Origin of the sequence: Aliisedimentitalea scapharcae (genome assembly GCF_045277565.1) — a bacterium.
Taxonomy (GTDB): Bacteria; Pseudomonadota; Alphaproteobacteria; order Rhodobacterales; family Rhodobacteraceae; genus Aliisedimentitalea; species Aliisedimentitalea scapharcae.
On sequence record NZ_CP123584.1, the window covers coordinates 1,767,503 to 1,793,130 of the forward strand.

Sequence of the window (25,628 nt, forward strand, 5' to 3'; positions counted from 1 at the left end):
AGTGGACGTTGCCATAACCGCAGCGAAAGCCCGCTTTATCTGCGTAGCCGACAATCACCTTTTGCGCGGCCGGCTGTTAACCATCAACCACGCCGACCGATGAAATCGGTTACCAAATCAACGATCACCGGCGACAAGGCCGGCGTGATGATGTGGCCCATGCCTTTGATTGCATGGTATTCGCTGTCGGGGATGTGGTCGGCGATTTCCTGGCCCAACTCCAGCGGGATCAGGGTGTCGTCGGTGCCGTGGATTACCAGACAGGGCAGGGCGAGGCATGTCAGCCCGGGACGGCGGTCGCCTGCGGAGGCGATGGCCAAAACCTGACGGTTCATGCCCTCATCATCCACGCCGCGGTCATAGGCGCGGTTGGCCATGGCGCGGATGTCGGCCTCGGGCATGGGATAACCGGGGCTGCCCCAATTGGCGTGTTCTTCGACTTGGCCATCCAAGTATTCTGTGCGCGTGCGGGGGGCAACCAATAGGCTTTGGGCCAGGGCGACCAGGTCTTCGGTGCTGCCCGATGTGCGATCCACGAACGGGCGACAGGCGGTCATCACGATGGTGGCGGACAGAACCCGGTCCGCATGGTCGATGCACAGTTGTTGCAGGATAGCGCCGCCCATGGAAATGCCGAACACATGCGCGCGCTCGATGTTCAGGGCATCCATCACCCCGATCACATCCCCGACCATATCGTGAATGTCATAGGGCTGGGGCAGGGGGCCGCCAGCGCGGATCAGATCCAGCACGGCACCAGCCTCGCCCGGGGCGTCCGGATGTGGGCATCGTGCAGAGAGACCGGTATCGCGGTTGTCAAAAATGATTGTTCGATACCCGGCGTCAACAAAACCCTGAACAAGAGCATCTGGCCAATGGGCCAATTGGCTGCCCTGTCCCCGGATCAGGATCAGGGGCGTGTTGTTCGTGTCCCCATGGTCTTCGACTTCGAGGTGAATGCCATTGGCCTGAATTTGCATGTCCCGGGTTCCTGCGTTGAATTGGCTGTTTTGTCAGGTCACTGTATCGGTCCCGAACGACCTGTAAACCAGACAAACGGTAGGTCACTTTGCTGATGAATGAAAAAAGTCAGCGTATCTTGTTGACTCGGGGATTTTCCGCTCCTAACTATTCGTCGTTATCACTCACCAAGGTCGAGTGATAATGCCTTCGCCAGGGAGCGGAGGGATATGAAAAACAACCTTTGAGCCTCAAGGAGCTGCAAAGATGGCATTGAAACCGCTTCATGACCGCGTACTGGTGCGTCGCACCGAAAGCGAAGAAAAAACTGCTGGCGGACTGATCATCCCCGAAAGCGCCAAAGAAAAGCCGAGCGAAGGCGTTGTCGTCTCGACCGGTGAAGGCGCGCGCAAAGACAGCGGCGAACTGATCGCAATGGCTGTTTCGGCTGGCGACAAGATCCTGTTCGGCAAATGGTCGGGCACCGAGGTTACAGTCGACGGCGAAGAGCTGCTGATGATGAAAGAAAGCGACATCATGGGGATCATCGAATAAGCACCACGGCTTGTTCGATGGTGCGTGCAAGCACGCACCCTACGTGGGCCTGACAAGAGGTGCCCACCACATGATTTCTAAAGACATTCTCAAGGAGAAATGAACATGGCTGCTAAGGACGTCAAATTCGACACCGATGCCCGTAACCGTATGCTGGCTGGTGTGAACATCCTGGCCGATGCTGTCAAAGTGACCCTGGGCCCCAAAGGCCGCAACGTGGTTCTGGACAAATCGTTCGGCGCACCGCGCATCACCAAAGACGGTGTTTCGGTTGCCAAAGAGATCGAACTGGAAGACAAGTTCGAAAACATGGGCGCCCAGATGGTGAAGGAAGTTGCTTCCCGCACCAACGACGAAGCCGGTGACGGCACCACCACTGCCACCGTTCTGGCCCAGGCGATTGTTCGCGAAGGCCTGAAGCAGGTTGCAGCCGGTCTGAACCCGATGGATCTGAAGCGCGGCATCGACCTGGCAACTGCCAAAGTCGTGCAGGGCATCAAAGACGCATCGCGCGAAGTCAAAGACAGCGCCGAAGTTGCCCAGGTTGGCACCATCTCGGCCAACGGCGAAGCCGATATCGGTCAGCAGATTGCAGACGCGATGCAAAAAGTTGGCAACGAAGGCGTCATCACCGTTGAAGAGAACAAAGGCCTGGAAACAGAGACCGATGTTGTTGAAGGCATGCAGTTCGACCGCGGTTACCTGTCGCCTTACTTTGTCACCAACGCTGACAAGATGATTGCAGATCTGGACGACTGCATGATCCTGCTGCACGAAAAGAAACTGTCGTCGCTGCAGTCGATGGTTCCGCTGCTCGAGCAGGTGATCCAGTCGCAGAAGCCGCTGCTGATCATTGCTGAAGACGTCGAAGGCGAAGCGCTGGCAACTCTGGTTGTCAACAAGCTGCGCGGTGGTCTGAAAATTGCTGCTGTCAAAGCACCTGGTTTCGGCGATCGCCGCAAAGCCATGCTGCAGGACATCGCGATCCTGACCGGCGGTCAGGTGATCTCCGAAGATCTGGGCATGAAGCTCGAGTCCGTCACCATGGACATGCTGGGCAGCGCCAAGAAAATCGAAATCACCAAAGACGAAACCACCATCGTTGACGGTGCAGGCGAAAAAGCCGAAATCGAAGCCCGTGTTGGTCAGATCCGCGCACAGATCGAAGAAACCACGTCTGACTACGACCGTGAAAAGCTGCAGGAACGCGTTGCCAAACTGGCAGGCGGCGTTGCAGTCATCCGCGTCGGCGGCATGACCGAAGTCGAAGTGAAAGAGCGCAAAGACCGTGTTGACGATGCTCTGAACGCGACCCGCGCTGCTGTGCAGGAAGGCGTCGTCGTCGGCGGTGGTGTTGCTCTGGTTCAGGCAGGCAAAGCCCTGGCTGCTCTGGAAGGTGCCAATTCTGACCAGACCGCAGGTATCGTGATTGTGCGCAAAGCCATCGAAGCGCCGCTGCGTCAGATCGCTGAAAACGCAGGTGTTGACGGTGCCGTGGTTGCTGGCAAAGTGCGCGAAAGCGACGACGTCACATTCGGCTTTAACGCTCAGACCGAAGAATATGGCGACATGTTCGCATTTGGTGTGATCGACCCGGCCAAAGTGGTTCGTACCGCGCTGGAAGATGCAGCATCGGTTGCCGGTCTGCTGATCACCACCGAAGCCATGGTTGCCGACAAGCCTGAAAAAGCTGGCGCTGGTGCCGGTGGCGGCATGCCCGACATGGGCGGCATGGGCGGCATGGGCGGCATGATGTAATCATCTGCACCCTTGTGCTACAGAATTGGGGTCGCTCGCAGGAGCGGCCCCTTTTTTTGTGTTTGGAGGCATTGGGATGGTCAATGGACCCGATTTTGTTCGTGATATCAGACCGGATGACTTCGCAGAGGTAGACGCGCTTTTGCAGGCGGCGTTTGGCGGTGTTCAAGAGGTCGCCTTGGTTCATGCGTTGCGGCGGGACAAGGACATGGTATCCGAAAGCGTGATCCATTGGGATGGACGCATTATCGCCTATGCGGGGCTGTCGCGCATGGTCGCGCCCGTTGGTTGGCTTTGCCTGGCTCCGGTGGCGGTTCTACCCGAGGTGCAGCGCGGCGCGTTGACCCCTGCGGGGCAGGCCAAAGGCCACTGGCAAGTTGGAAAACGTCTGGTTTCTGAACTGGCGTCTGCGGCCCGGACCCCTGAATTTGACAAAAGTCCGGCGATCGTCGTTCTGGGGCAACCAGAGTTTTATGAACAATGTGGATTTTCCCGGACGCGGGCTGCGCGGCTGACGTCGCCGTACCCACGCGACTTTACGATGCTGGCCGCACCGGGCGAGGATGTACCAAAGGCCGAATTGATCTATCCCGCAGCTTTTTCCTCCGATGATTGACCGGGATCAGAACAGCTGGCTCTGATCGAATTGTGAATGGTGCTAAATGATGTGACAGGCTAAGTCTGGATGTTATGCGCCTGACTCTTTTGACCACCCTTACCATGATTGCCTTTGCCGCCAATTCGGTTCTGAACCGATTGGCGGTGGGGCCGGGATATATAGACGCCGAAAGCTTTGCGCTGGTGCGACTGGCGGCGGGGATGCTGGTGCTTGTCGGATTGGCTCTGCATCAGGGTGTCAGCCTGCGCCAACCGGTTGGGCGGCTGATGTCGGGAGGCGTGTCGCTGACGGTCTATATGATCGGTTTTTCATTGGCTTACAAATCTCTGGACGCTGGGTTGGGGGCATTGATCCTGTTTGGGGTGGTCCAGTTCACGATGGTGGCCTGGAACACGGCAATGGGGGCACCGCTCGGCCGATTGCAGCTGGGCGGCGGTGTCCTGGCCCTGGCTGGGCTGGCGTTGGTGTTGTGGCCGCAGGGGGCTGTTTCGGTGTCGCTGAGCGGCGTGTTATTCATGGTTTTGGCGGGACTGGGTTGGGGTGCCTATTCGCTGGTTGGGCGTGGGGCCCAAAGCCCGCTGGGCGCGACTGCCGGAAACTTCGTTCTGTCCTTTGTTCTGACGTTGGCCGTTCTGTCGATGGTGGGATGGCAGGGGCATATGACGCCTGTCGGAGTTGGTCTGGCCATCCTTTCGGGCGCGGTGACGTCCGGATTGGGCTATGCGCTGTGGTATACGGTGCTGCCCCGGCTTCCTGGACCATTGGCTGCTACGGTTCAATTGTCGGTTCCGGTTCTGGCGATCGCTGCCGGTGCCCTGGCATTGGGCGAACATCTGGATCTGCGGATCATTCTGGGGTCAGGTATCGTGATCGCAGGGATCGCCACGGTCCTGCGTGGGGGAATTTCGCGCAAGGTCGGCTAAGCGGGGTTTTCGCCGGTCTGCTTTGGGCGTATCTCGGAACACATGCGGGTTTTGATAGCGTTCCTTTTCTGTGTCTCTCCGGTCGCGGCGCTGGCTGAATGCGTGGTGTTGCTACATGGGCTGGCGCGGACCGAAACATCTTTTGCAGTGATGGAACAGGTTCTGAAGCAACGTGGTTTCAACACCGTCCGCCCCGGGTATCCGTCAACGGATCTGCCCATTCCCGAATTGGCAGACCAAACGATTCCGGCGGCGATTGAATCCTGTGGAGGGGCAAAACCAGTGCATTTTGTAACCCATTCCATGGGGGGGATCCTGTTGCGATACTGGTTGCGCAGCAACCGCCCTGAGACCCTGGGCCGCGTGGTGATGTTGGGGCCGCCAAATCAGGGCAGCAAATTGGTGGACGAACTGGGCGACTGGGAAGTGTTTGGTCTGATCAATGGTCCTGCCGGGATGCAATTGGGCACTGGTCCGACAAGTGTGCCGCGCCGCCTGGGGCCGGTAGACTACCCCGTGGGGATCATTGCCGGGACGCAATCGCTCAATCCGGTCTTTTCCACGCTGATCGACGGGCCAGACGATGGCAAAGTATCGACCGCTTCGACCCGGGTGCAGGGTATGAGAGACCATATCGAATTGCCGGTAACGCATACGTTCATGATGAACAATCCGCTGGTCATGGCGCAGACCCTGCGATTTTTGGCGACCGAACGGTTCGATCCGGATCTATCTCTGGTCGATGCGGTTTTTGATTTTGGATTGCGGGATTGCAAGGGGCAGGCGTGCCAGGATGTTGATCCATCCAGAGAGGGAACGGACAGGTGACAGGTCTTGCATTGGATTTGATCGGAGCGCAGGTCATGCGCCCGCAAGAAGGGCTGCATCGCGGCACCGTGTCGATTGCGGATGGGGTGATCGTGGATGCGGCGGTCGGCCGATCCGTGGATTTGACAGGGTACCTGGTTATGCCCGGCATCATTGATCTGCATGGGGATGGTTTCGAACGCCATGTGGCCCCGCGCCGGGGCGCGATGAAGGTCATGGAAGAGGGATTGATCGCCGCCGAATCCGAACTGGCCGCCAATGGGATTACCACCGCGGTCTTGGCCCAGTTCCACAGCTGGGAGGGCGGGGTCCGTGGCCCGGAGTTCGCCGAACAGGTGATGACGGCGATGGCCAAGGTCAGACCGCAGGTGGTTACCGATCTGATACCGCAGCTGCGGTTTGAGACCCATATGCTGGACAGCTATGCCGGGTTGCCGGATCTTCTGGCCAAATGGCAGGTGACGTATATCGTCTTTAACGATCACTTGCCGCATGACAGGCTGGCCGCAGGCAAGAAACCGCCCCGGCTGACAGGGCAGGCGCTCAAAGCGCGGAGAAACCCCGAAGTTCATTTCGAACTCTTGAAGTCATTGCATGCCCAAAGCGGCCAAGTTCCATCGGCGCTGGATACGCTGTGCGCCACGTTGGCACGTGATGGGGTTACAATGGGATCCCATGATGATCAGCGCGCAGAGGATCGGGCGCGCTGGCGCAAACGTGGCGTGAGGATTTCGGAGTTTCCCGAAACATTGGAGGCTGCCGAAGCCGCGCGTGGTGCCGGAGATCATGTGATCATGGGAGCACCGAATGTGGTTCGGGGCGGATCGCACAATGGCAATGCATCGGCGATTGATCTTATTGCCATGGGCCTGTGCGATGGGTTGGCGTCGGACTATCACTATCCCAGCCCACGTCGCGCGGCGATTATGTTGGCGCAATCCGGCGTGCTCGACCTGAGCGCGGCGTGGGCGCTGGTCTCGGAGGGGCCTGCCCGGGTTTTGGGGCTAGAGGATCGAGGGAAGCTGGCCGCTGGTCTGCGTGCTGATTTGGTTGTTTTGGATCCCAATAACCACCGCGTGGTCGCAACCATGGCAGGAGGGCGGTTCAGTTACCTGTCGGGGGACATTGTCGGGCGTTTTGTTGCCTGACATTGGGAGATAATATTGCCGGGACACCCAAAGGCGTCCGGGTCACCCAAAATTCTTGGAAAGAATTTTGCCAAGAAAATTTGATAATTTTCTTGGCGCGTTGTGCAGGGATCAGGTTTTGGTTTCCGGGCGTTGGATGCGATTGACGTGGCCCATCTTGCGCCCGGGTTTCGTGTCGGTCTTGCCATAAAGATGCAGGGCACAATCCCGTTCGCGTACCAAGTCCGGCAGCTGATCGACATCATGACCGATCAAGTTTTCCATCACCACATCCGAATGGCGTTGACCATCGCCCAGCGGCCAGCCGACGATGGCGCGAATATGCTGTTCAAACTGATCTACGCTGCAACCGTTCTGGGTCCAATGGCCAGAGTTGTGCACGCGCGGGGCCACTTCGTTGACGATCAGACCTTGCGGAGTGACAAACAATTCTACGCCCATCACTCCGACATAATTCAATGCGTTCAGGATCTTGGCAGCCATCAGAACCGCGTCCATCCGCTGAGACGCGGATAATCTGGCGGGCACTGTTGTGGTGTGCAGGATTCCATCGCGATGCACGTTTTCGCCGGGATCGAAACAGGCGACATCTCCACCGAGCCCACGGGCAGCGATGACCGATACTTCGTGGCTGAAGTCGACAAAGCCTTCGAGCAGGGCCGGGGCACCGGCCATATCGGCAATGGCCCCTGGCGCGTCCGCGTCAGATTTGATGCGGACCTGGCCTTTGCCATCATAGCCGAATCGACGTGTCTTGAGGATCGCCGGAGCGCCGATTTCGGCCAATCCGGCATCCAGAGATACTGCATCGGTGACATCGGCAAACGGGGCCGTGGCCAGACCCAGGTCGCGCAGAAAGGTCTTTTCGATCAGGCGATCCTGACTGACCCGCAGAGCTTCGCGGCCCGGACGAATTGGACGGTGGGCTTCCAACAGATCCAACGCCGAGGTCGGTATGTTTTCGAATTCATAGGTGATGACGTCAACGGACTGGGCAAAGGCACGCAATGCGTCTTCGTCATCATAGGCCGCGGTGGTAACACGGTGGGCCACCTGGCCTGCCGGCGGGTTGGTGCCGGGTTCGTAAATATGCGTGAGAAAGCCAAGACGCGAGGCCGCGACGGACAACATGCGCCCCAGTTGGCCACCACCCAGGATGCCGATGACGGCACCAGTGGCCAGGGGAGAAGGGGATTCAGTCATCGCTGGGCTCCTGCGGAATGGAATCAGACAGGGACTGGCGCCACGTGTCCAGCCGTTCGGCCAGGGCCATATCCTGCAGGGCGAGGATCCCGGCCGCCATCAAACCTGCGTTGGCTGCGCCAGCGGCACCGATTGCCATTGTCGCCACGGGAAAGCCGCGGGGCATCTGCAGGATGGAATAGAGTGAATCTACGCCAGAGAGCGCCCGGGTTTGTACCGGAACACCAATGACCGGCACTCGGGTTTTGGAGGCCATCATGCCAGGCAGATGGGCCGCACCGCCGGCACCGGCAATGATCACATGCAGCCCATTGTCCACTGCGGTTTTGCCATACTCCCAAAGACGATCGGGCGTACGGTGAGCCGAGACTATCTTGGCCTCATACGGGATGGCCAATTGGTCCAGGATGTCAGCTGCTTCTTTCATGGTTGGCCAATCGGACTGGCTGCCCATGATTATGCCCACTTTGATGTCACCCATATCGTGCCCTTGCGTGATCTGCCCCGATGATTGCCCTCGGAGCCGGTTGAAAGGAGCGCGCACTATAGCCAAACCATGGCGCGAGGCAATGCGGCACAAGCCCGATTGGCCCGTGTTTTTGGGCACGACCCGCGGCTCCCGCCCCAACCTCGCAGGACTGTCGGCGTCAGCCGACCGGCCGGGGGGCGGGAGCGTTCGGACGTTGGAGGAAAAATGCCGAAACCGTGCCCGGGCAGCTCTTTGTCAGACAGGTGGCTACGGGTCGACTCCCGCTGCTTGGGGTGCTGCGAGACCGCGGTTGGGTCACCGGCTGCGCAGGATGTGATTTTCCGATAGAAAAGAAGACGCGCAACAACCACCAAAGGCGTCAGATCAGGCAATGATATCCGGGGTTAGGCGGTCTTCAATCAACGATATCTTGTCCTTGAGCAGAAGTTTCTGCTTTTTCAGGCGGCGGATCGTCAGCTGGTCGCCTGTTCCGCGTTCTTCCAGCGCGTGAATGGCGTCATCCAGATCGCGGTGCTGCTGCCTGAAAACCTCCAATTCCACATGCAAAACATCATCATTCTTCATCGATAGTTCTGACGGGGCGTTCATGGGCGACTCGGGGTTGTTATTACTGCTTCTGCCGACATGATACGCGTTCACGTTGTTTTCGCCTAGCCCTTGTTAATCCCCGGTTTTCTTCCCATATTCGCAGATGTGCGGTTGCCAGAACGGGACCGTGCGACCCGTCGCTTTGAAAAATGAAGGACGAATTCGTGTCAAAACTTACTCTGGGCTCATACCCGCATATGCTGGGCTTTGAACAGCTGGAACGTCTTCTTGAACGCTCGGCCAAGTCGGGCAACGAAGGCTATCCCCCTTATAATATCGAACAGACCTCGGATTATTCCTATCGGATTACGCTGGCTGTGGCCGGGTTCGCCGAAGAGGATCTGGCGATCACGATCGAGGACCGGCAATTGGTCATCCGTGGGCGCCAACGTGACGACAGTGACGGGCGGGTGTTCCTGCACCGGGGCATTGCCGCACGACAGTTCCAGCGCATGTTTGTGCTGGCCGATGGTGTCGAAGTGGGCGAGGCAATCATGGAAAACGGTCTGCTGCATGTGGACCTGACCCGGTCCCGGCCTGAAACTGTGGTCCAAAAGATCAACATCAAGAAAGGGTAAGCCATGCATGTGCCATTTGATTTCAACGATGCAGGTCAACGCATTGTTTATGTAAAAACCGTGGATGCGGCGGATCTCCCCGAAGAGGTACGTGCCAACGTCGGCGACCAGAAACAGCTCTATGCAGTACATGATGCTCAGGGTGCGCAATTGGCGCTGGTGGCGGATCGTCGTCTGGCCTTTGTGCTGGCACGCCAGAATGATTTCACGCCGGTGGCCGTGCACTAATCATCCCGGGCACTCCCGGCATTCTCGGGTCACGCAGGCTTTGACCGTCGACACAGGCTCTGCCACAAGGGCCTGCGAGTTGCGCCAGCCATACACTAACGTGCCACTAACAGGGGGGGCAATCCCGATGACCCGTTTTGATTTCGACTGGGTGGATGCGTTTTCGGACCAACCCTTTGGTGGCAACGGCTGTGCCGTGGTGCACGGCGGAGCGCTTCTGTCGGACCAGGTCTGTTTGAACTATGTGCGCGAGACATCATTGGTTGAATGCACTTTTACAGGCCCGTCCAAAATGGCCGATGTGCGGGTGCGATATTTCCTGGCCAGCCGCGAGATTCCGTTTGCCGGGCATCCGACGATCGCCACCGTTGCTGCAATGCGGGATCGTGGGATGTTTACCGGGGATCGGATTGTGCTGGACACTGGGGCCGGATTGGTAGAGGTCTCCATCTCCGGCGATCAGATCGAAATGATACAGATTGCGCCAGTATTTGGTGCGACGCCGGATCCGGCGCTGATAGCGGCGGCGGTTTCGCTGCCGCGTGACGCCATTTTGGGAACGCCACAAGTGGTTTCAACTGGCTTGCCATTCTGCATTACCGTGTTGCGCAATCATGAGGCATTGCGGGCGGCCCGGCTGGACGTTGCGGCGCTCGATACGCTGTCTCGGGCTTTGGACGCGCCAGGCGTCGATATGTCCGAACCCTTTCTGGTTACCTTGCAAGGGGCGACAGAGGCGGGGGATACGTTTTCCCGCCTGTTGATGGCACCGCCCAGCCCGCCAGAGGATCCATTTACTGGCTCGGCCACGGGGGCAATGGCGGCCTATTTGTGGCATCACGGGCTCATGCATAAGGACAGTTTCATCGCAGAGCAGGGTCATGGATTGGGACGTCCGGGACAGGCTCGGGTCACGCGGATCGGAACCGGGGATGCGATCACCGGCGTCAAGGTCAGCGGTGCAGGCTTTGTTCTGATGCGCGGCACTGTGGAGCTGCCTGTGTAATGGATATGACACCTGCCATTGCCGTTTTGCCGTATGGAATGAAATTGGGCCCTGGGTTGGGGCAACGGCCCGTCAGTGATCTGAATTGGCCACTGGGCTGTCCTGAACGATTGCAAGGACGCCAGGTTGCGGATTTGCTGCCCACCGACCATCTGATCGTCTTTCCCCGAACCAATACCCATTTCCAGATTCGATATGGCACACAGGCCCGAATTTCCCTGATCCTGGGAGAACCTTCGGTCATCCATGCCAAACATCTGCGCCTGCTGCGGTTGACCCATCGGCGGTTTTACAAGGTGCTGACCTTTAGCGATTATCTGCTGACCCACCTGCCCAATGCGTATTTCTTTCCGCTGGGTACGACCTGGGTGCCAGAGTGGCGCGACCTGCCGCTACGCAAAACCGAGATGTGTTCGCTGATAGCCTCGGCCAAGCGGGATTCCTCGGGGCACAAGTTGCGGCATCACATGGTCGAATGGGTCCGTGGGTCTGATCACCCGGTCGCGGTCATGGGGCGGGGCTATACACCGTTCGATGCGAAATCCGACGGGTTGGCCCCATATCGGTACTCCATCGTGATCGAGAACGTTCAGGAGAAGAACTATTTTTCGGAAAAGCTGGTGGATGCAGTGTTGTGCAACACGGTCCCAATTTACTGGGGGTGTCCCAATCTGGATCACTTCATGGACATATCGGGGATCATTCAGTGTAACAGCGCTGCGGATATTCAACGCGCTGTAGAAACGATGTCCGAGGATGACTTTGTGACACGTCTGCCCAAATTGCAGGCCATTCATCCGGTGCTAGAGCGATATTGTGATCTGGATCTGCGCGCCGCCGTCGCGATCCGTGACAGCCTGTAAGGAAAATCAGAGCACCCAAACCGGATACCTGGAGTTCAGGACAGTCTGACAAAATTGTCATCGTCCCCTTTTGCTGCCAATTCCAACTGTATCCGGGGCGTATCGCTACCCTGCTGATCCAAAGGGGGCACTGCTGTGGGCGAGATGTCATCTCGCGCTTGGCTGTGCCGGGGGGAACCCAAGGCGGTGCAAGGCCAGGACAGGGGCGGCATCTCCCAAGGGGCTCGTGCCCTGTTCCCCCGACTGCGCCAACTGATTTGGTTGGCCCCTCCTGGACACAAAAAAGGCCCCCTGAAGCGGAGGCCTTTGGCAATCTGGGCATCAGGTATTACTGGATGCCGATCAGACCCATGCTTTCCAGTTTCAACAGAACCTGGTGGGCGCAGTTATCGACTTCTGTGCCTTCGGTTTCCACACGCAATTCCGGATCAGCTGGAACGTCATAGGGATCCGAGATCCCGGTGAATTCCTTGATCTTGCCTTCGCGGGCCAGCTTGTACAGACCCTTGCGGTCACGGCGTTCGCATTCTTCGATCGACGTCGCGACATGGACTTCGACAAAGGCACCAAAGTCTTCGATGTCTTCGCGTACCGCACGACGGGTGGTGGCATAAGGCGCGATTGGCGCACAGATGGCGATACCGCCGTTCTTGGTGATTTCCGATGCCACATAGCCGATGCGACGGATGTTCAGGTCGCGGTGCTCTTTCGAGAAACCCAGCTCGCTCGACAGGTTCTTACGCACAATGTCGCCATCCAGAAGGGTCACGGGACGTCCGCCCATTTCCATCAGCTTGACCATCAAGGCATTGGCGATGGTGGATTTTCCGGAGCCCGAGAAGCCGGTGAAAAAGACGGTAAAGCCCTGCTGGGACCGCGGCGGTTTGGTGCGGCGCAATTCCTTGACGACCTCGGGGAAGGAGAACCATTCCGGGATTTCCAGACCTTCGGACAGGCGGCGGCGCAATTCGGTGCCCGAGATGTTCAGGATAGTGACATTGTCACGATCTTCGATCTCGTCATTGGGTTCGTACTGGGCGCGTTCCTGCACATAAACCATGTGTTTGAAATCGACCATTTCGATGCCCATTTCGTCCTGATGCTCGCGGAACAGTTCCTGTGCATCATAGGGGCCATAGAAATCTTCGCCCTGGCTGTTCTTGCCCGGGCCGGCGTGGTCTCGACCAACGATGAAATGGGTACAGCCGTGGTTGGCGCGGATCAGGCCATGCCAGACGGCTTCGCGCGGACCCGCCATCCGCATGGCCAGGTTCAGCAGGCTCATGTTGGTGGTGGCGGCTGGGTATTTGTCCAAAACGGCTTCATAGCAGCGCACGCGGGTGAAATGGTCCACATCGCCCGGTTTGGTCAGGCCGACAACCGGATGAATCAGCAGGTTGGCCTGGGCTTCCTTGGCTGCGCGGAAGGTCAGTTCCTGGTGCGCGCGGTGCAGCGGGTTGCGGGTCTGGAAGGCCACAACGCGACGCCAGCCGACTTTGCGGAAATAGGCGCGCAGTTCGTTCGGTGTGTCACGGCTGCCGCGGAAATCATAGTGTACGGGCTGTTGGATACCGGTAATCGGACCACCCAGATAGATCTTGCCAGCCTGGTTGTGCAGGTAATTCACGGCTGGATGGGCATCGTCATCGGCACCAAACACCTTTTCGGCTTCGCGTGCCTTGTTTGGTTCCCAGCGGTCGGTCACGGTCATGGTGGCGAGAATGACGCCTTCCTGATCGCGCAGGGCAATGTCTTGGCCCACGTCCAGCTGGGCCGCGAAATCTTCGGACACATCCAATGTGATCGGCATCGGCCACAGGGTGCCGTCTGTCATCCGCATGTTTTCGACAACGCCGTCATAATCTGCTTCGGACAGGAAACCCTTCAGCGGGTTGAACCCGCCGTTCATCAGCAGCTCCAGGTCACAGATTTGGCGGGGTGTCAGATCGTGGCTCACCAGATCGGAAGCTTCAACCTTCAATTTCTGGGCACTGTCGTAGGAAACATAAAGCTCCGGGATCGGAGCCAAATTGCTGGGCATCGTCATTTCAAATCTCTCGCTTGTGCGGTGACGGCAGGGCCAAATTAGCCCGTTCGCCGGGGACATATCCCCCTGCTGGCGTACTGTATAGTGCCCACAGTGCCAAAATTGGACAAACGGGAGGTTTTGGCGCAGTTACGGCGCTGAAACGCACTAAATTCCCCCAAAACCGAGGGCCTGTGGAATTCCAGACTTGCGCACGTGCGGTCGATTTCAAGGCCAAAGTCACGCAGGGTCGCGGGTGGGATCGGAACCGGGCCTCCAGGGACACGGCGGCTGTGTCAGGCGGATTTGGGCGGCGTTGACCGCGTTCCAGCGAAACAGAACAAGATGGGTCAGGTCCGAACGAGAGCGTGATGGATACAACATTCCCTGCGCGCCCAGGCGCCGCGCCCAATCCGAAATCGCCCAGGTAGGCGCGGGGGATCCGGTTGCACGGACGTCCTGCCAGACCTGCGAAGCGACAGCAGGAACCGGTAACTCCCGCAGATCTATGAGGGCGGTGGCCTGGACAGATAAGCGCAGCAAACTGCGATCAGGATCGCAGGGTGACACATAACGACGAATGGCAACACCGGCCCCTTCGGCGCTCAGCGATGCATACATAGCCGGTTGGCCGGAATGATGAAACCGCCCCTCTGGGGCCAAAACCGGGGCAAGCGGGGCGTCGTTGCGTGCAGTGAACAGAATGCGCCAGACCACGCCCGTAAAAGCGTGTTGGCGCATATCGGTGTTCAGCTTTCCATGCCCCAGCCGTCGGGTGCAAAGCCGTGGTCCAGCGCTGCGCGCGTGGCCACTTCTTCGCCGATCCAGATGGCCCCGGCGGAAATGATCTGGTCGGGCAGGGTGGCCATCAGGCAGGGCCCGCCGTCCGAGCCCGTGCCATCGTCGTATTGACAGTCATATCCGTCGCGGCTGAGCTGATCGGCCAGCGCGCGCCAATCGGCATCATCCGACGTCGGGATGAGAAAGTAATCCACATCCGCCACGTCGGGCAGGTCATTTTCAGCCTGCAAGTCAGTGTAGAACGCCACGGTTTCGGCCTTTTGTGCTGCAAAATCGTGGGTCATGTCGTTTACTCCTGTTCCGCCAGGAAACGTTCGGCATCCAGCGCGGCCATACAGCCCATGCCAGCACTGGTAACGGCCTGACGGTATTTGTGATCGGTCAGGTCGCCTGCGGCGAACACGCCGGGAACCGAGGTTTCGGTTGATCCCGGATTGACGCTGACATAGCCGCCATTGTGCATCTCGAGCGTGTCCTTGACCAGTTCGTTGGCCGGGGAATGGCCGATGGCAACAAAGACACCCTTGCAGGGGATTTCTGTGATCTCGCCGGTCTGGACGTTTTTGACCTTGACCCCTTCGACACCCAACGGTGCATCGGTGCCTACCACTTCGTCCAGTTGGTGGAACCACAAGGGCACGATCTTGTCGTTTTTCATCAGCCGGTCCTGCAGGATCTTTTCCGCGCGCAGTTCGTCCCGGCGATGGATCAGCGTGACCTTGGAGGCAAAATTGGTGAGGAACAGGGCTTCTTCGACTGCCGTGTTGCCGCCACCGATCACGACAATCTCCTGACCACGGTAAAAGAACCCGTCACAGGTGGCACAGGCCGAGACGCCAAAGCCTTTGAACTTTTCTTCTGACGGCAGGCCCAGCCATTTGGCACGTGCCCCGGTGGCCAGAATCACGGCATCGGCCGTATAGATCGTGCCACTGTCACCGGTTGCGGTGAACGGACGTTTGGACAGATCCAGATCCGTGATGATGTCGCCGATGATTTCACATCCCATGGCTTGGGCATGATCCTGCATCTTGATCATCAGGTCCGGGCCCTGAACCTCGGTAAAGCCGGGATAGTTTTCCACGTCTGTCGTGGTGGTCAACTGGCCACCCGGTTCGATTCCCTGAACCAGAATAGGCTCCAGCATGGCCCGCGACGCATAGACGCCCGCCGTATAGCCCGCAGGCCCCGACCCGATGATAAGAACCTTGGTGTGGCGTGTCTCGCTCATGAACTTTCCCCAAATCAGCAGTGCGGCGGTTGGATTGCCGGTCGCGTTCATATAGCGATGCACGAACGTGGCTTAAACCCCCATTGGGCGCGACGATCGAACCGCAAAATTTTTCCAGATACCGGTAACACTGCAGTTTTGACCTTGCGACGCATCTCCGGAAAGATTATTGCGCTGTCGCGAAATATTATTGCGCGCCCCGCGGGCGCTGCTATAAGAAACGCAATTCAGGGGAGCTATTCATGGTCGCAACACGACTTGATCCGATTGATCGCAAGATCCTGTCGGAATTGCAGGCTGATGGCCGGATGACCAATGTAGAACTGGCCAAACGTGTGGGCATTTCGGCGCCTCCGTGTTTGCGTCGGGTCCGAACGCTCGAAGAGGCCGGGCTGATCCGTGGTTATCACGCGGATGTAAACGCGCGCGAACTGGGATTTGAAGTTCAGGTTTTTGCCATGGTCGGGCTGGACAGCCAGGCCCAAAGCGAACTCAGCGCCTTTGAAGAGAAATGCCGCGGCTGGCCGTTGGTTCGCGAATGCCACATGCTGAACGGTGAAGTGGATTTTATGCTGAAATGCGTGGCGCCTGATCTCAGCACGTTTCAGACCTTTCTGACGGGGGATCTGTTGACCACGCCCAACGTGGCCAGCGTCAAGACATCTCTCGTGATCCGCGGTGCCAAAGATGACCCCGGAGTGCCATTCGAGGTGCTCGAGGAGAGATTGGCCAAGGAAGCCTGATCTTCGATTTCTGCGGCTGGTGTCGAGAGCTGGCGCAACTGGGCGTTTGCAAACGCCGTCGCAGCGCCCATGGCGCTGCTCTGCCCAACGTATTTGCCGGCATCTGGGATGCGGGCAAATGGGGCGGGAGCCCTATGTGAATTTGTGAAAAATAGGTTCGGCGCGCTGTATTCGGGGCTGGGAGGGTAAAGCCGCCATGGCCCAAGAAGGCGGTTTCTGACTGCGTGTGTCCAAAAACTCGGCGGGCGGCTCAGTCTAGGCTCTGAGCGCGTCGATTTCGCCATCCCCGGTGCGGGGAAAGGCCTGCGGGCCAAAATCACGCAGTTCACTGATGTGGGAAAACAAGTTGAGATAGATCGACCGCATTGCATGACTGATCATACGCAGGCCGTTGATGCCTGGGTGATAGGTCTCAAATTGCAAACCACCAACCCGAATGACAGCATGACGCTGGAGGCAGAGGTGGAACAATTCGACCGGTGTGGGGGGGGCGGTTTCGATGATGTTCATCCCGTCCTGGAATTCCTGTACAGGCACCAGCATCGATTTAGCCCCGGTTAGGCTGCGTAGATGCCCGGGCGTGCGAAGTAAACGGGCTGATGGACCTGCAATAACGCAACCCAAAGGCTTTTGCATACCAAAACTGTCCGCCATGATTCGTGTCAGTTTGTGATTGCGCCCATTGGGTCCCGGACGTCCGGGCACCAAGGTTGTCTTGCCAATCCACATGATTGTGTCGGCCGTGCCGTCCTGTGTCATGACCCGGTCACCAGGCAACAGGTCTTCGATAGAAATGGGACCGGATTCGGTGTCGATCAAAGATCCGCGCGTAAAGGCCGAAAATGCGGTCTCAAACAGCGGCAGAGCAGGGGCAATGTGGCGGTTCTCTGCAATATCCCCATTGGGCAACAGGGACATTGTCTCATAACGGCGCAGCTGTGGCCGATTGGGTGCACGCAGAGCAGCCGGATCCTGAAGGATAGGACTATGTTGCACCGCATTGCGCGCTGCGCGCGTCAACGAGTGGGGGATCGCCATGGATAGGCCCTCTCTTAAACGGGTCGCATCTGCGTCGGCCCCCACCGACAACGTCAGACGGACATGATTACGTGTCACTGTCTGTACTGGATCCATAATGACAGGAATTAACAGGAACTGTCAAAATTCAGCACGGATTTACAAAGGTTTTGGTTAATGGTTCTGGTGATTTCCCAAAACTGTTTCTTATGCGCGATCAATCTGCCGGTTTTTTTGGGGGGGCTCGATCCGCCCTACCTATAGGCAGGGCGGACCGGCAGTCCCGGCCGACAGCGGGCAGCATTCGGCGCGGGGGTCCTGAAGATGTGCGGCAGCCACACCTTCAAGGAGGGAACGGATCAAGCGGTTTTACGCGCACCCTGTTCTGGAGCGGCCTGACGACGCAAAACCGATTGCGACCGCGCGACGCCACGTGTCCAGGGCATGGCCGTGGTTTCAGTGTCGCGGGCGGTCTTGATGACGGATTTGATAAAGCGGGTACGTGCCTTCATGTCGCTCTCCTGCCTGGGTTGTCCCAGTTTGATTGCTGTGTCTCGATTGAGATCTTTATGGTGGCGGATTGCGGCCCGGTTATGTCCGATTGGTGGAATTTGCGACAAAAACCGCGCGGCCCAGATAACACCAATTTCAAAGGTGACTTTGTTCTAAGTGATTGTTTTTTGGAGAGAGTGGCATCGAATGGGGCAAGTTCGATGATGCAATAACCCGCTAGGGTTGCTTGATTGTGGCAAATTCCGTGCAGCTTTTGCCACAATCCTGATCAGTCCGTTACCAACGGGCGTCAACTTACAGGCAGATGGCCGAGATCAGGCGACCGTAATCCGCTTCTCCTGCGTGGGTACACCGGCGATAGGAATAGAACCTGTCCGGGTCGCTATAGGTACAATGACGCGTCCACTCGGCGGACCCGACACCTGCCTCGCGCAACCGAAACACCCCATAGGCGGGCAGATCGAACATCATCCGGTCGCCTTCGCCATTGGCAAAGAAACGGGAATTGTCCGGATCATTGGACAGGAATTCATCCAGAAATTCCGGACCGACTTCATAGGCGCGTTGCGAAATTGCCGGGCCGATCACGGCCTGTATGTCTTCGCGCCGCGCACCCAATGCACACATGGCCTCGATGGTTGATTCAAGCACCCCATCCAATGCACCACGCCACCCGGCATGCGCGGCTCCAATCACCCCGGCTTCGGCATCGGCAAACAGAACCGGCTGGCAATCGGCAGTCAGGATCGACAACGCCAATCCGGGGACATCCGTGACCAGCGCGTCGGCCTTGGGTTTGCTGTCCAGCGGGGCCGAGACCGTCACGACATCGGCAGAATGCACCTGATGCACACCGACCAACGCGTGTGGGGCAATCTGCATGGCGTCCGCGACCCGGGCGCGGTTCAGCGCGACCGCTTCGGTTTGGTCAGATGATCCGCTGCCGCAGTTCAACCCGGAAAACACACCGGAGGACGCACCACCGCGACGGGTGAAAAACCCGTGTCGGATCGGGGACAGGGTATCTGAGGTGAGAATTTCCAGCGTCATGGGTCCAATCCGGGTGGAGGTGTTTTCTGGGCGGGGAAGAGCCCCAGCACTTTGAACAGGTTTCCCATTTCTTCGGGATGCGTCAACCGTCGATGTGCGGCGATCAGATCTTCGAGCGCTGGCCCCTGTAACCGCGCAGCCAACGCGCGGGCGCGATCGGTGATCCCGAGGCGTTCCAGGAACACACCTTGGGGGGTGAGGCGCGAAAATTTCGCACCCGCCGACTGGATTGACGCCGTCAGCGCTTCGAAATCCACATGAGTGGTCAGATCGGCCTGTCCCGGATCTGCCAGGACATCCGTCGGCGCATGTCCGCGCAACGCCTGCAATGTATCACCAAGAGAGCGCCAATCCCCATAGTCAATGACCAAAGCTGCGCCCCCAAAGGTCGCGATCTGATGCGCGATTCGGGTGGCGATCAGACGGGCCGCGTCGCAGAGTTCGACCAGATCGCCATCCCGTGTGTCATCCATCCGGTGCTGCAATCCAGGTTGCGCCCCATGTGGTCCCAGACCAAAGGCCAACGTCCCGTCTTGCAATCCGACCTGCTTTTCGCGCCATCCATCGCCGTCGCGCAGGTATTGGCGCACGGGCAGCGCATCAAAGAATTCGTTGGCGACCAGAAACAGCGGCTGATCGGCAAGCGTATCCACCTCGGCCATCCAGTCAGGCTCATATCCCTTTAACGTTTGTTTCTGGGCGCTGCGCAAAACCGGTGATGCTTCGATCAGGCAGATTCGGGCCGCGTCGTGAAACCCTGGGACGGCTCGGGTTGCCCGCAACAGGTCCGCCATCAAGGTTCCGCGCCCAGGGCCGAGTTCTGCCAGGGTAAAGGGAGTAGGCGATCCCTGATCCAACCAGCTTTGTGCCAGGGACAGCCCGATCAACTCTCCGAACATCTGGCTGATTTCCGGTGCGGTGGTAAAGTCGCCGGTTTGTCCCAACGGGTCGCGGGTTGAATAATAGCCATATGTTGGGTGAAGCAGACATTCAGTCATATAATCGGCGACGGTGAGCGGGCCGGTTTGATGAATGCGGTCGATCAATATCTGTTTCAGGGTCATGGCGTGACCTTTCGCGCGATACGTGCGCGCAGCACAAAGAACAGCCCAAGCGCAATCATCGGCAGCGACAGCACTTGGCCCATGGTCAGCCCATAACCGCCCAGTTGCCAGGCCAGCCCCAGCGGATTGCCCTCAGAGACGAAATGCGCATCCGGTTGGCGAAAGAACTCGACCACAAAGCGGGCCGCGCCATATCCGGCGAGAAAAACCCCGACGACCATCCCGGGCCGTTTCAAGGCCTCGCGCCGATAAACCAACCAGAGCAGCACCGCGCCCAACAGTACCCCTTCCAGCAAGGCTTCATACAGCTGAGACGGGTGGCGGGCGCATAGCGTCAGGACATCGGGGCAATCCTGTGCGGCGACCCCGGGGAACACCACGGCCCAGGGCACATCCGTCGGGCGGCCCCACAGTTCTGCATTGACGAAATTCGCCAGCCGCCCCAACAGCAATCCCGGTGGCACCGTGTAGGCCACCAGGTCGGCAAGGCTGAGCCGGGGAATATCGTGACGAATGGCGTAAAACCAACTGGCCAGGACCACACCCAGCAACCCGCCGTGAAAGGCCATGCCGCCCTGCCAGACCTGCAGAATTTGCCCCGGATTGGCCAGGTAATAGCCGGGTTGATAAAACAGCACGAATCCCAATCGACCACCGACAATGACGCCGATGATGATCCAGGTCAGAAGATCCTCGATCTGTTCGGGTTTCATCGGGGCGGTGTCATTTGGCCACAGCCCCGGGCGCCGCGTGGCCATGACTGCCAGACGCCAGGCAATGACAATGCCCACGATATAGGCCAGCGCATACCAGCGCAGCGCAAACTCCATCCCAAAGGCAGTGATGGAGAACAATTCGGGTGATAGGTCGGGAAAAGTGATGACGGCTTGCATGGGCCCTGAATGCCCGTGGCAAAAGGGGGAAGTCAACCTTGCCCATGGCGTCCGGACACACCATATAGTGAGCAAGCCTGAAACGGAGATCGAACATGCAAACCCGCAACAAATTCATGGATGACATGTCGCAGCTGATGACCAACGCCATGGGCGTGGCCCAGGGTGCCAAGGACGAAGCCGAAACCGCGATGAAAAGCCTGATGGACCGCTGGTTGGCTGACCGCGATTTTGTCACCCGCGAAGAATTCGACGCCGTGCGCGCCATGGCGCAAAAGGCCCGCGAAGAAAACGAGGCGTTGAAAACCCGCCTTGCCGCGGTGGAAGACAAGATCAACGGCTGAATAGTCCTGTAATCCTGCAAGACAATGAACTGCGGCACAGGCCGCGGTTCATCATTGGCGTGCGCCGCCATGGTGCCATCCGTACCGCCAATCCAAAGCGCCTGGGCCGAAGGCAGACAAGCCATTTCCATGCCTATGGACCGGGGACTGGGACAGCGACGTTCGCGGATGTGTTTTCGCCCGACAAGAGGCCTTGGTACTTGGCCCTTGGTACTGGGGGCTTCGGGATCTGGGGTGGGCTCGGCCAATCTGCTTGGAGGGCTCCTGTTGTCTGCTTGCCTCAGGCCGGCCCTGGGGCGCACCCCGAACCGCGTGCCAGGTCACTTAAACGTCGGTGGGTTTGCACAATTGGCCGCCTTGTCTTCAAATGTGCCAAAGGGGGCGGCGGGCTTCCATTTACGGAAATTTCCCTGTATGACCAAGTTGCCCCCAGCATTTTGGGGTTCTGAGCACTCTGTCCACAACTTATTGCAGTTATCCCCAAAATAGGGGGTTGCCAGATTGTTCCTGTAATCGCACCATATCTGGTACAGGCACGGGGGATCGCCCCGGTTTGTAGAGCAGGCATCTAGCGCTGGGGGCGCTGCCGCCCCGGCCCGCTAGAAAAGCAGTGAGGTGCAAAAATGGCCCTTTCCGAGCAGTTTCTGGAAGAAGACCTTCACCCCATCGATATTGTTGAACATCTGGCCGAACACCATGATTGGGATTTCGACCGGATCGGTGATGATCAGATTGCAATGGCGGTCGAAGGACAATGGCGAACCTATTCGATCACTCTTGCGTGGTCCGCCTATGACGAGACCCTGCGCATGGTGTGCACGTTTGAAATGGATCCGCCCGAGGACAAATTAACCGGGTTGTACGAGCTGTTGAACCTTATGAATGACCAATGCTGGGCCGGGGCGTTCACCTATTGGGGTGAGCAAAAGCTGATGGTCTATCGTTATGGATTGGTGTTGGCGGGCGGTCAGATGGCCAGCCCTGATCAGATCGACACATTGATCAATGCCGCCGTGCTGAGCGCAGAACGGTATTACCCGGCGATTCAGTTGCTGGTCTGGGGGGATCGCACCCCGAAACAGGCGCTCGAAGTCGCCATTGCAGAGGCCTATGGCCGCGCGTAAACCTATGCCCTGAACCGGGGGGCGTCGATGGGACGTGCTTCCGACATTTGTCACCTTGCCCCGTGACGGTCGGCCGACAGGCCACCGTTTCGGGGTTTTGCGTGACGGTCTAGGGAAGGGGCAATTCATGGATATGTCGGTTATTGCGGACCGGGGGCTTGTGCTTCTGGGCTGTGGCAAGATGGGGTCGGCCATGTTGGCTGGCTGGCTCGACCAAGGTCTGCCGACTGGATCGGTCTGGGTTCAGGATCCTTACCCGTCGGACTGGGTGCAGGCGCAGGGTGTGAACATCAACACCGATCTGCCCGGCAATCCGGCGATTGTGCTGGTGGCTGTCAAACCGCAGATGATGGGCGATGCACTGCCCGCAATGCAGGCGTTGGGCGGCGGGTCAACCTTGTTCGTGTCGGTGGCGGCGGGCACTTCGATTGCCACCTATGAAGAGATCCTGGGCGCGGCCACACCGATCATTCGCGCCATGCCCAACACACCGGCGGCGATTGGACGGGGAATCACCGCGTTGATCGGCAATGCCCAATCCACCGATGCAGATCTGGATATGGCCGAGGGGCTGTTGCAGGCCGTCGGCCAGACTGTGCGTCTGGAGGATGAGGCGCAGATGGATGCTGTCACAGGGGTCAGCGGTTCGGGACCGGCCTATGTGTTTCACCTGATCGAAACCCTTGCCGCCGCAGGCGAGGCCCAGGGGTTGTCAGCCGATTTGGCGATGACGCTGGCCAAGGCAACCGTGGGCGGGGCAGGGGCGTTGGCCGAAGCGGCAGAGGAAACGCCGTCGCAGCTGCGTGTCAATGTGACCAGTCCGAACGGCACGACCCAGGCGGCGCTGGAGGTGCTGATGAATGAAGCGGACGGTTTTCCTGTTCTATTGAACCGGGCTGTTGGTGCCGCAACAAACCGATCCAAGGAGCTGTCGCGTGGCTGATCTGAGTTTTGACGAGTTCCTGAAGGTCGACATTCGGGTGGGTGAAATCATCCGGGCCGAGCCCTATCCAGAGGCGCGCAAGCCAGCAATCAAGCTTTGGGTCGATTTTGGGCCGGAAATCGGCGTAAAAAAGAGCTCAGCGCAGATAACGGCGCATTACATGCCGGAAACGCTGGTGGGCAAGCAGGTTCTGGCGGTCGTAAACTTTCCTCCGCGGCAGATAGGCAAGTTCATGTCCGAGATACTCGTGCTTGGCCTGCCGGATGAAAATGGAGACATAGTCCTCGTGGGGCCGGATGGAGCGGTACCACGGGGTGGGAGGATGCACTAATTATGAAAGTCTGGATTGCGCGGCCGATGACGGCCTCGGTCGAGGCCCGCGCGCGCGAAGCGTTTGCGGATCTTGAAATCCGTGAAACCAACGCAGTGATGAGCGAAGCAGAGATGGTGCGGGCACTGAGCGAATTTGATGTCGTGGTGCCAACGCTGGGCGACCGATTCACAGCCGAAATCTTTGCCAAAGTGGCTCAGCCGCGCTGCAAGCTGCTGGCCAATTTCGGGGTCGGGTATAATCACATAGATGTTGCCGCAGCGCATGCTGCTGGCGTGCAGGTGACCAATACCCCCGGGGCCGTGACCGATGCCACGGCAGATATTGCCATGACGCTGATCCTGATGTCCGCGCGGCGCGCAGGCGAAGGTGAACGCCTGGTGCGGGCCGGAACCTGGGAAGGATGGCATCCAACGCAGATGCTGGGCTTGCATGCGACTGGCAAGACCGTCGGGATCGTCGGCATGGGCCGGATCGGTCAGGCCATTGCACGGCGTTGTCATTTTGGTTTCGGCATGGACGTCCAGTATGTCGCACGATCCCCCAAGACGCTGGATTTCCCGGCGACGCGGGCTGAGGATCTGGCGGCTTTGGCGGGGGCGGTCGATTTTCTGGTCGTGGCTGTGCCCGGTGGGGCGGACACCACGCATCTGATCAATGCGCAAATCTTGGCCGCGATGAAGCCGACCGGCCATCTGATCAACATCGCACGTGGCGAAGTGGTCGAAGAATCAGCTTTGATCGCTGCGCTTGAAACGGGCTCGATTGCCGGGGCAGGGCTGGATGTCTATGAATTCGAACCCAAAGTGCCTCAGGCTCTGATGGATCGGGAAAACGTGACCTTGTTGCCGCATCTGGGCACTGCCACCGAAGAAGTGCGCAGCGATATGGGGCATATGGCGTTGGACAACGTTGCCGCATTTCTGGCGGATCTGGAGCTTCCCAATCCGGTTGGGTGATCCGTACCAAAGCCTCTTTCAAGAGGCTTGGCCAACGCGGTTGCAACTGCGTTGGCCACTTTTGGTCAAATCTGTGAGCCGTCCGCTATTGCAGCGCGCCAGTGACGACGACACAGCGAGACATAGGTTTCATTGCCACCAATCTGCACCTGTTCCCCTTGGGTGATCGCACGGCCTGTTTCGTCCTGGCGGATCACCATGGTGGCTTTTCGACCGCAATGGCAAATTGTGCGGACTTCGCGCATTTCGTCGGCCAGAGCCAAAAGGGTCGCTGATCCCGGAAACAGTTCACCCCGGAAATCCACGCGCAGCCCATAGCACAAGACCGGCACATTCAAATCATCCACCACGCGTGCCAGTTGCCAGACCTGATCCGGTTTCAGAAACTGGGCCTCATCGACAAAGACACAGGCAACGGCCCCCTGTGACATGCGGCCCTGGATCATGGCAAACAGATCATCCTGGGGCGTAAACAGATCTGCTTCGGACCCGATGCCGATGCGGGACGCGATCCGGCCGACTCCGGCGCGATCATCAATCTGCGCCGTCAACAGATAGGTCTGCATGCCGTTTTCGCGATAGTTGTGGGATGCCTGGAGCAAAACCGTGGATTTGCCGGCGTTCATTGTCGAATAATTAAAGTAGAGCTTGGCCATGTCTGCGGTCTAAAGATCCTGCCCGGATGTTGGAACCTCAATCGGGCAATCATCTGCAAAAAAATCGGACTTTTGGCGTGGTTTTGATGTCGAAAAGTGCGATCTGCCGCAGGTCAACCGCTGTCGGCGCTGCGTCTTGTATCCGGGACGGAACGGCCCTGGGGATGGATGGAAGACGGGCAGGCC

General features: G+C 58.5%; 30 protein-coding genes. 16 read left to right on the top strand and 14 right to left on the bottom strand.

Annotated features, from left to right (window positions below; genetic code table 11):
- Positions 1-83 precede the first annotated feature (83 nt).
- A complete protein-coding gene (locus QEZ52_RS08275; protein ID WP_406649359.1) occupies positions 84-980 on the bottom strand; it encodes an alpha/beta fold hydrolase in 897 nt (298 codons plus the stop codon).
- Between the two features lie 247 nt (positions 981-1,227).
- Between QEZ52_RS08275 and QEZ52_RS08280 the strand changes: the two genes are divergently transcribed.
- The 6 genes from QEZ52_RS08280 to QEZ52_RS08305 all read left to right on the top strand — a co-directional run bounded on the left by QEZ52_RS08280 (position 1,228) and on the right by QEZ52_RS08305 (position 6,791).
- Positions 1,228-1,515, top strand: a complete 288-nt coding sequence (locus QEZ52_RS08280; protein WP_323780923.1) for a co-chaperone GroES — start codon at positions 1,228-1,230, stop codon at positions 1,513-1,515.
- Positions 1,516-1,620: 105 nt separating this feature from the next.
- The gene (groL, locus tag QEZ52_RS08285) at positions 1,621-3,273 is read left to right on the top strand and encodes a chaperonin GroEL (RefSeq protein WP_406649363.1); all 1,653 of its coding nucleotides are present in this window, start codon (positions 1,621-1,623) and stop codon (positions 3,271-3,273) included.
- Between the two features lie 76 nt (positions 3,274-3,349).
- Positions 3,350-3,889, top strand: a complete 540-nt coding sequence (locus QEZ52_RS08290; RefSeq protein WP_406649365.1) for a GNAT family N-acetyltransferase — start codon at positions 3,350-3,352, stop codon at positions 3,887-3,889.
- Positions 3,890-3,963: 74 nt separating this feature from the next.
- A complete protein-coding gene (locus tag QEZ52_RS08295; protein WP_406649369.1) occupies positions 3,964-4,815 on the top strand; it encodes a DMT family transporter in 852 nt (283 codons plus the stop codon).
- 42 nt (positions 4,816-4,857) lie between these two features.
- Positions 4,858-5,643: an esterase/lipase family protein gene (locus QEZ52_RS08300; RefSeq protein WP_406649371.1), complete on the top strand. Its 786-nt coding sequence runs from the start codon at positions 4,858-4,860 to the stop codon at positions 5,641-5,643.
- Positions 5,640-6,791 carry an alpha-D-ribose 1-methylphosphonate 5-triphosphate diphosphatase gene (locus QEZ52_RS08305; protein ID WP_406649372.1) on the top strand — a complete coding sequence of 384 codons (1,152 nt, stop codon included), beginning with the start codon at positions 5,640-5,642 and terminating at the stop codon, positions 6,789-6,791. The genes QEZ52_RS08300 and QEZ52_RS08305 overlap by 4 nt, the downstream gene beginning before the upstream one ends.
- A 111-nt stretch (positions 6,792-6,902) precedes the next feature.
- On the opposite strand, the gene QEZ52_RS08310 is transcribed toward QEZ52_RS08305, so the two are convergent.
- The 3 genes from QEZ52_RS08310 to QEZ52_RS08320 all read right to left on the bottom strand — a co-directional run bounded on the left by QEZ52_RS08310 (position 6,903) and on the right by QEZ52_RS08320 (position 9,072).
- Complete coding sequence (locus QEZ52_RS08310) at positions 6,903-7,994, bottom strand: 5-(carboxyamino)imidazole ribonucleotide synthase (protein ID WP_406649375.1); 1,092 nt, start codon at positions 7,992-7,994, stop codon at positions 6,903-6,905.
- On the bottom strand, positions 7,987-8,475 hold the full coding sequence (gene purE / locus QEZ52_RS08315) for a 5-(carboxyamino)imidazole ribonucleotide mutase (protein WP_406649377.1): 489 nt from the start codon (positions 8,473-8,475) through the stop codon (positions 7,987-7,989). Before purE ends, QEZ52_RS08310 begins: the two co-directional genes overlap by 8 nt.
- 372 nt (positions 8,476-8,847) lie before the next feature.
- Positions 8,848-9,072: a YdcH family protein gene (locus tag QEZ52_RS08320; protein WP_406650383.1), complete on the bottom strand. Its 225-nt coding sequence runs from the start codon at positions 9,070-9,072 to the stop codon at positions 8,848-8,850.
- A gap of 164 nt (positions 9,073-9,236) precedes the next feature.
- Between QEZ52_RS08320 and QEZ52_RS08325 the strand changes: the two genes are divergently transcribed.
- The 4 genes from QEZ52_RS08325 (at position 9,237) to QEZ52_RS08340 (ending at position 11,747) form a co-directional block, all read left to right on the top strand.
- The gene (locus tag QEZ52_RS08325) at positions 9,237-9,650 is read left to right on the top strand and encodes an Hsp20 family protein (RefSeq protein WP_406649379.1); all 414 of its coding nucleotides are present in this window, start codon (positions 9,237-9,239) and stop codon (positions 9,648-9,650) included.
- A gap of 3 nt (positions 9,651-9,653) precedes the next feature.
- A complete protein-coding gene (locus tag QEZ52_RS08330) occupies positions 9,654-9,878 on the top strand; it encodes a DUF1150 family protein (RefSeq protein WP_406649382.1) in 225 nt (74 codons plus the stop codon).
- 127 nt (positions 9,879-10,005) lie between these two features.
- Entirely contained in the window at positions 10,006-10,884 is an 879-nt protein-coding gene (locus QEZ52_RS08335) for a PhzF family phenazine biosynthesis protein (RefSeq protein ID WP_406649385.1), read from the top strand.
- On the top strand, positions 10,884-11,747 hold the full coding sequence (locus tag QEZ52_RS08340; RefSeq protein WP_406649387.1) for a glycosyltransferase family 10 domain-containing protein: 864 nt from the start codon (positions 10,884-10,886) through the stop codon (positions 11,745-11,747). Before QEZ52_RS08335 ends, QEZ52_RS08340 begins: the two co-directional genes overlap by 1 nt.
- Positions 11,748-12,075: 328 nt before the next feature.
- Here QEZ52_RS08340 and QEZ52_RS08345 read toward each other — a convergent pair whose 3' ends face one another.
- The 4 genes from QEZ52_RS08345 to trxB all read right to left on the bottom strand — a co-directional run bounded on the left by QEZ52_RS08345 (position 12,076) and on the right by trxB (position 15,805).
- On the bottom strand, positions 12,076-13,794 hold the full coding sequence (locus QEZ52_RS08345) for a bifunctional sulfate adenylyltransferase/adenylylsulfate kinase (protein ID WP_406649389.1): 1,719 nt from the start codon (positions 13,792-13,794) through the stop codon (positions 12,076-12,078).
- A 219-nt stretch (positions 13,795-14,013) separates the two neighbouring features.
- Positions 14,014-14,514: an RES family NAD+ phosphorylase gene (locus tag QEZ52_RS08350; protein WP_406649392.1), complete on the bottom strand. Its 501-nt coding sequence runs from the start codon at positions 14,512-14,514 to the stop codon at positions 14,014-14,016.
- Between the two features lie 8 nt (positions 14,515-14,522).
- Positions 14,523-14,858 carry a hypothetical protein gene (locus tag QEZ52_RS08355; protein WP_406649393.1) on the bottom strand — a complete coding sequence of 112 codons (336 nt, stop codon included), beginning with the start codon at positions 14,856-14,858 and terminating at the stop codon, positions 14,523-14,525.
- Between the two features lie 5 nt (positions 14,859-14,863).
- Positions 14,864-15,805 carry an NAD(P)/FAD-dependent oxidoreductase gene (gene trxB, locus QEZ52_RS08360; RefSeq protein ID WP_406649395.1) on the bottom strand — a complete coding sequence of 314 codons (942 nt, stop codon included), beginning with the start codon at positions 15,803-15,805 and terminating at the stop codon, positions 14,864-14,866.
- 242 nt (positions 15,806-16,047) lie between these two features.
- On the opposite strand from trxB, the gene QEZ52_RS08365 reads away from it, so the two are divergent.
- Positions 16,048-16,548: an Lrp/AsnC family transcriptional regulator gene (locus tag QEZ52_RS08365; protein ID WP_406649398.1), complete on the top strand. Its 501-nt coding sequence runs from the start codon at positions 16,048-16,050 to the stop codon at positions 16,546-16,548.
- 255 nt (positions 16,549-16,803) lie between these two features.
- On the opposite strand, the gene QEZ52_RS08370 is transcribed toward QEZ52_RS08365, so the two are convergent.
- From QEZ52_RS08370 to lgt, 5 genes are all read right to left on the bottom strand, one after another.
- The gene (locus QEZ52_RS08370; RefSeq protein ID WP_406649400.1) at positions 16,804-17,586 is read right to left on the bottom strand and encodes a Hint domain-containing protein; all 783 of its coding nucleotides are present in this window, start codon (positions 17,584-17,586) and stop codon (positions 16,804-16,806) included.
- Positions 17,587-17,924: 338 nt separating this feature from the next.
- Entirely contained in the window at positions 17,925-18,077 is a 153-nt protein-coding gene (locus QEZ52_RS08375; RefSeq protein WP_406649404.1) for a hypothetical protein, read from the bottom strand.
- A gap of 295 nt (positions 18,078-18,372) precedes the next feature.
- Complete coding sequence (pgeF, locus tag QEZ52_RS08380) at positions 18,373-19,128, bottom strand: peptidoglycan editing factor PgeF (RefSeq protein WP_406649406.1); 756 nt, start codon at positions 19,126-19,128, stop codon at positions 18,373-18,375.
- Complete coding sequence (locus QEZ52_RS08385; RefSeq protein ID WP_406649409.1) at positions 19,125-20,192, bottom strand: class I SAM-dependent methyltransferase; 1,068 nt, start codon at positions 20,190-20,192, stop codon at positions 19,125-19,127. The genes pgeF and QEZ52_RS08385 overlap by 4 nt, the downstream gene beginning before the upstream one ends.
- Complete coding sequence (gene lgt, locus QEZ52_RS08390) at positions 20,189-21,085, bottom strand: prolipoprotein diacylglyceryl transferase (RefSeq protein WP_406649412.1); 897 nt, start codon at positions 21,083-21,085, stop codon at positions 20,189-20,191. Before lgt ends, QEZ52_RS08385 begins: the two co-directional genes overlap by 4 nt.
- A gap of 95 nt (positions 21,086-21,180) precedes the next feature.
- Here lgt and QEZ52_RS08395 point away from each other — a divergent pair, with 95 nt between their 5' ends.
- The 5 genes from QEZ52_RS08395 (at position 21,181) to QEZ52_RS08415 (ending at position 24,786) form a co-directional block, all read left to right on the top strand.
- Complete coding sequence (locus QEZ52_RS08395; protein ID WP_406649413.1) at positions 21,181-21,429, top strand: accessory factor UbiK family protein; 249 nt, start codon at positions 21,181-21,183, stop codon at positions 21,427-21,429.
- A gap of 623 nt (positions 21,430-22,052) precedes the next feature.
- Positions 22,053-22,553 (top strand): YbjN domain-containing protein, encoded by a 501-nt coding sequence (locus QEZ52_RS08400; RefSeq protein WP_406649414.1) that lies wholly within the window; start codon positions 22,053-22,055, stop codon positions 22,551-22,553.
- A 127-nt stretch (positions 22,554-22,680) separates the two neighbouring features.
- Complete coding sequence (gene proC, locus QEZ52_RS08405) at positions 22,681-23,496, top strand: pyrroline-5-carboxylate reductase (RefSeq protein ID WP_406649415.1); 816 nt, start codon at positions 22,681-22,683, stop codon at positions 23,494-23,496.
- Positions 23,489-23,827, top strand: a complete 339-nt coding sequence (locus tag QEZ52_RS08410; RefSeq protein WP_406649416.1) for a tRNA-binding protein — start codon at positions 23,489-23,491, stop codon at positions 23,825-23,827. Before proC ends, QEZ52_RS08410 begins: the two co-directional genes overlap by 8 nt.
- Before the next feature lie 2 nt (positions 23,828-23,829).
- Entirely contained in the window at positions 23,830-24,786 is a 957-nt protein-coding gene (locus QEZ52_RS08415) for a 2-hydroxyacid dehydrogenase (RefSeq protein WP_406649417.1), read from the top strand.
- Between the two features lie 65 nt (positions 24,787-24,851).
- Here the strand turns inward: QEZ52_RS08415 and QEZ52_RS08420 are convergent, their stop codons facing one another.
- Positions 24,852-25,442 (bottom strand): thymidine kinase, encoded by a 591-nt coding sequence (locus QEZ52_RS08420; RefSeq protein ID WP_406649418.1) that lies wholly within the window; start codon positions 25,440-25,442, stop codon positions 24,852-24,854.
- Positions 25,443-25,628 lie beyond the last annotated feature (186 nt).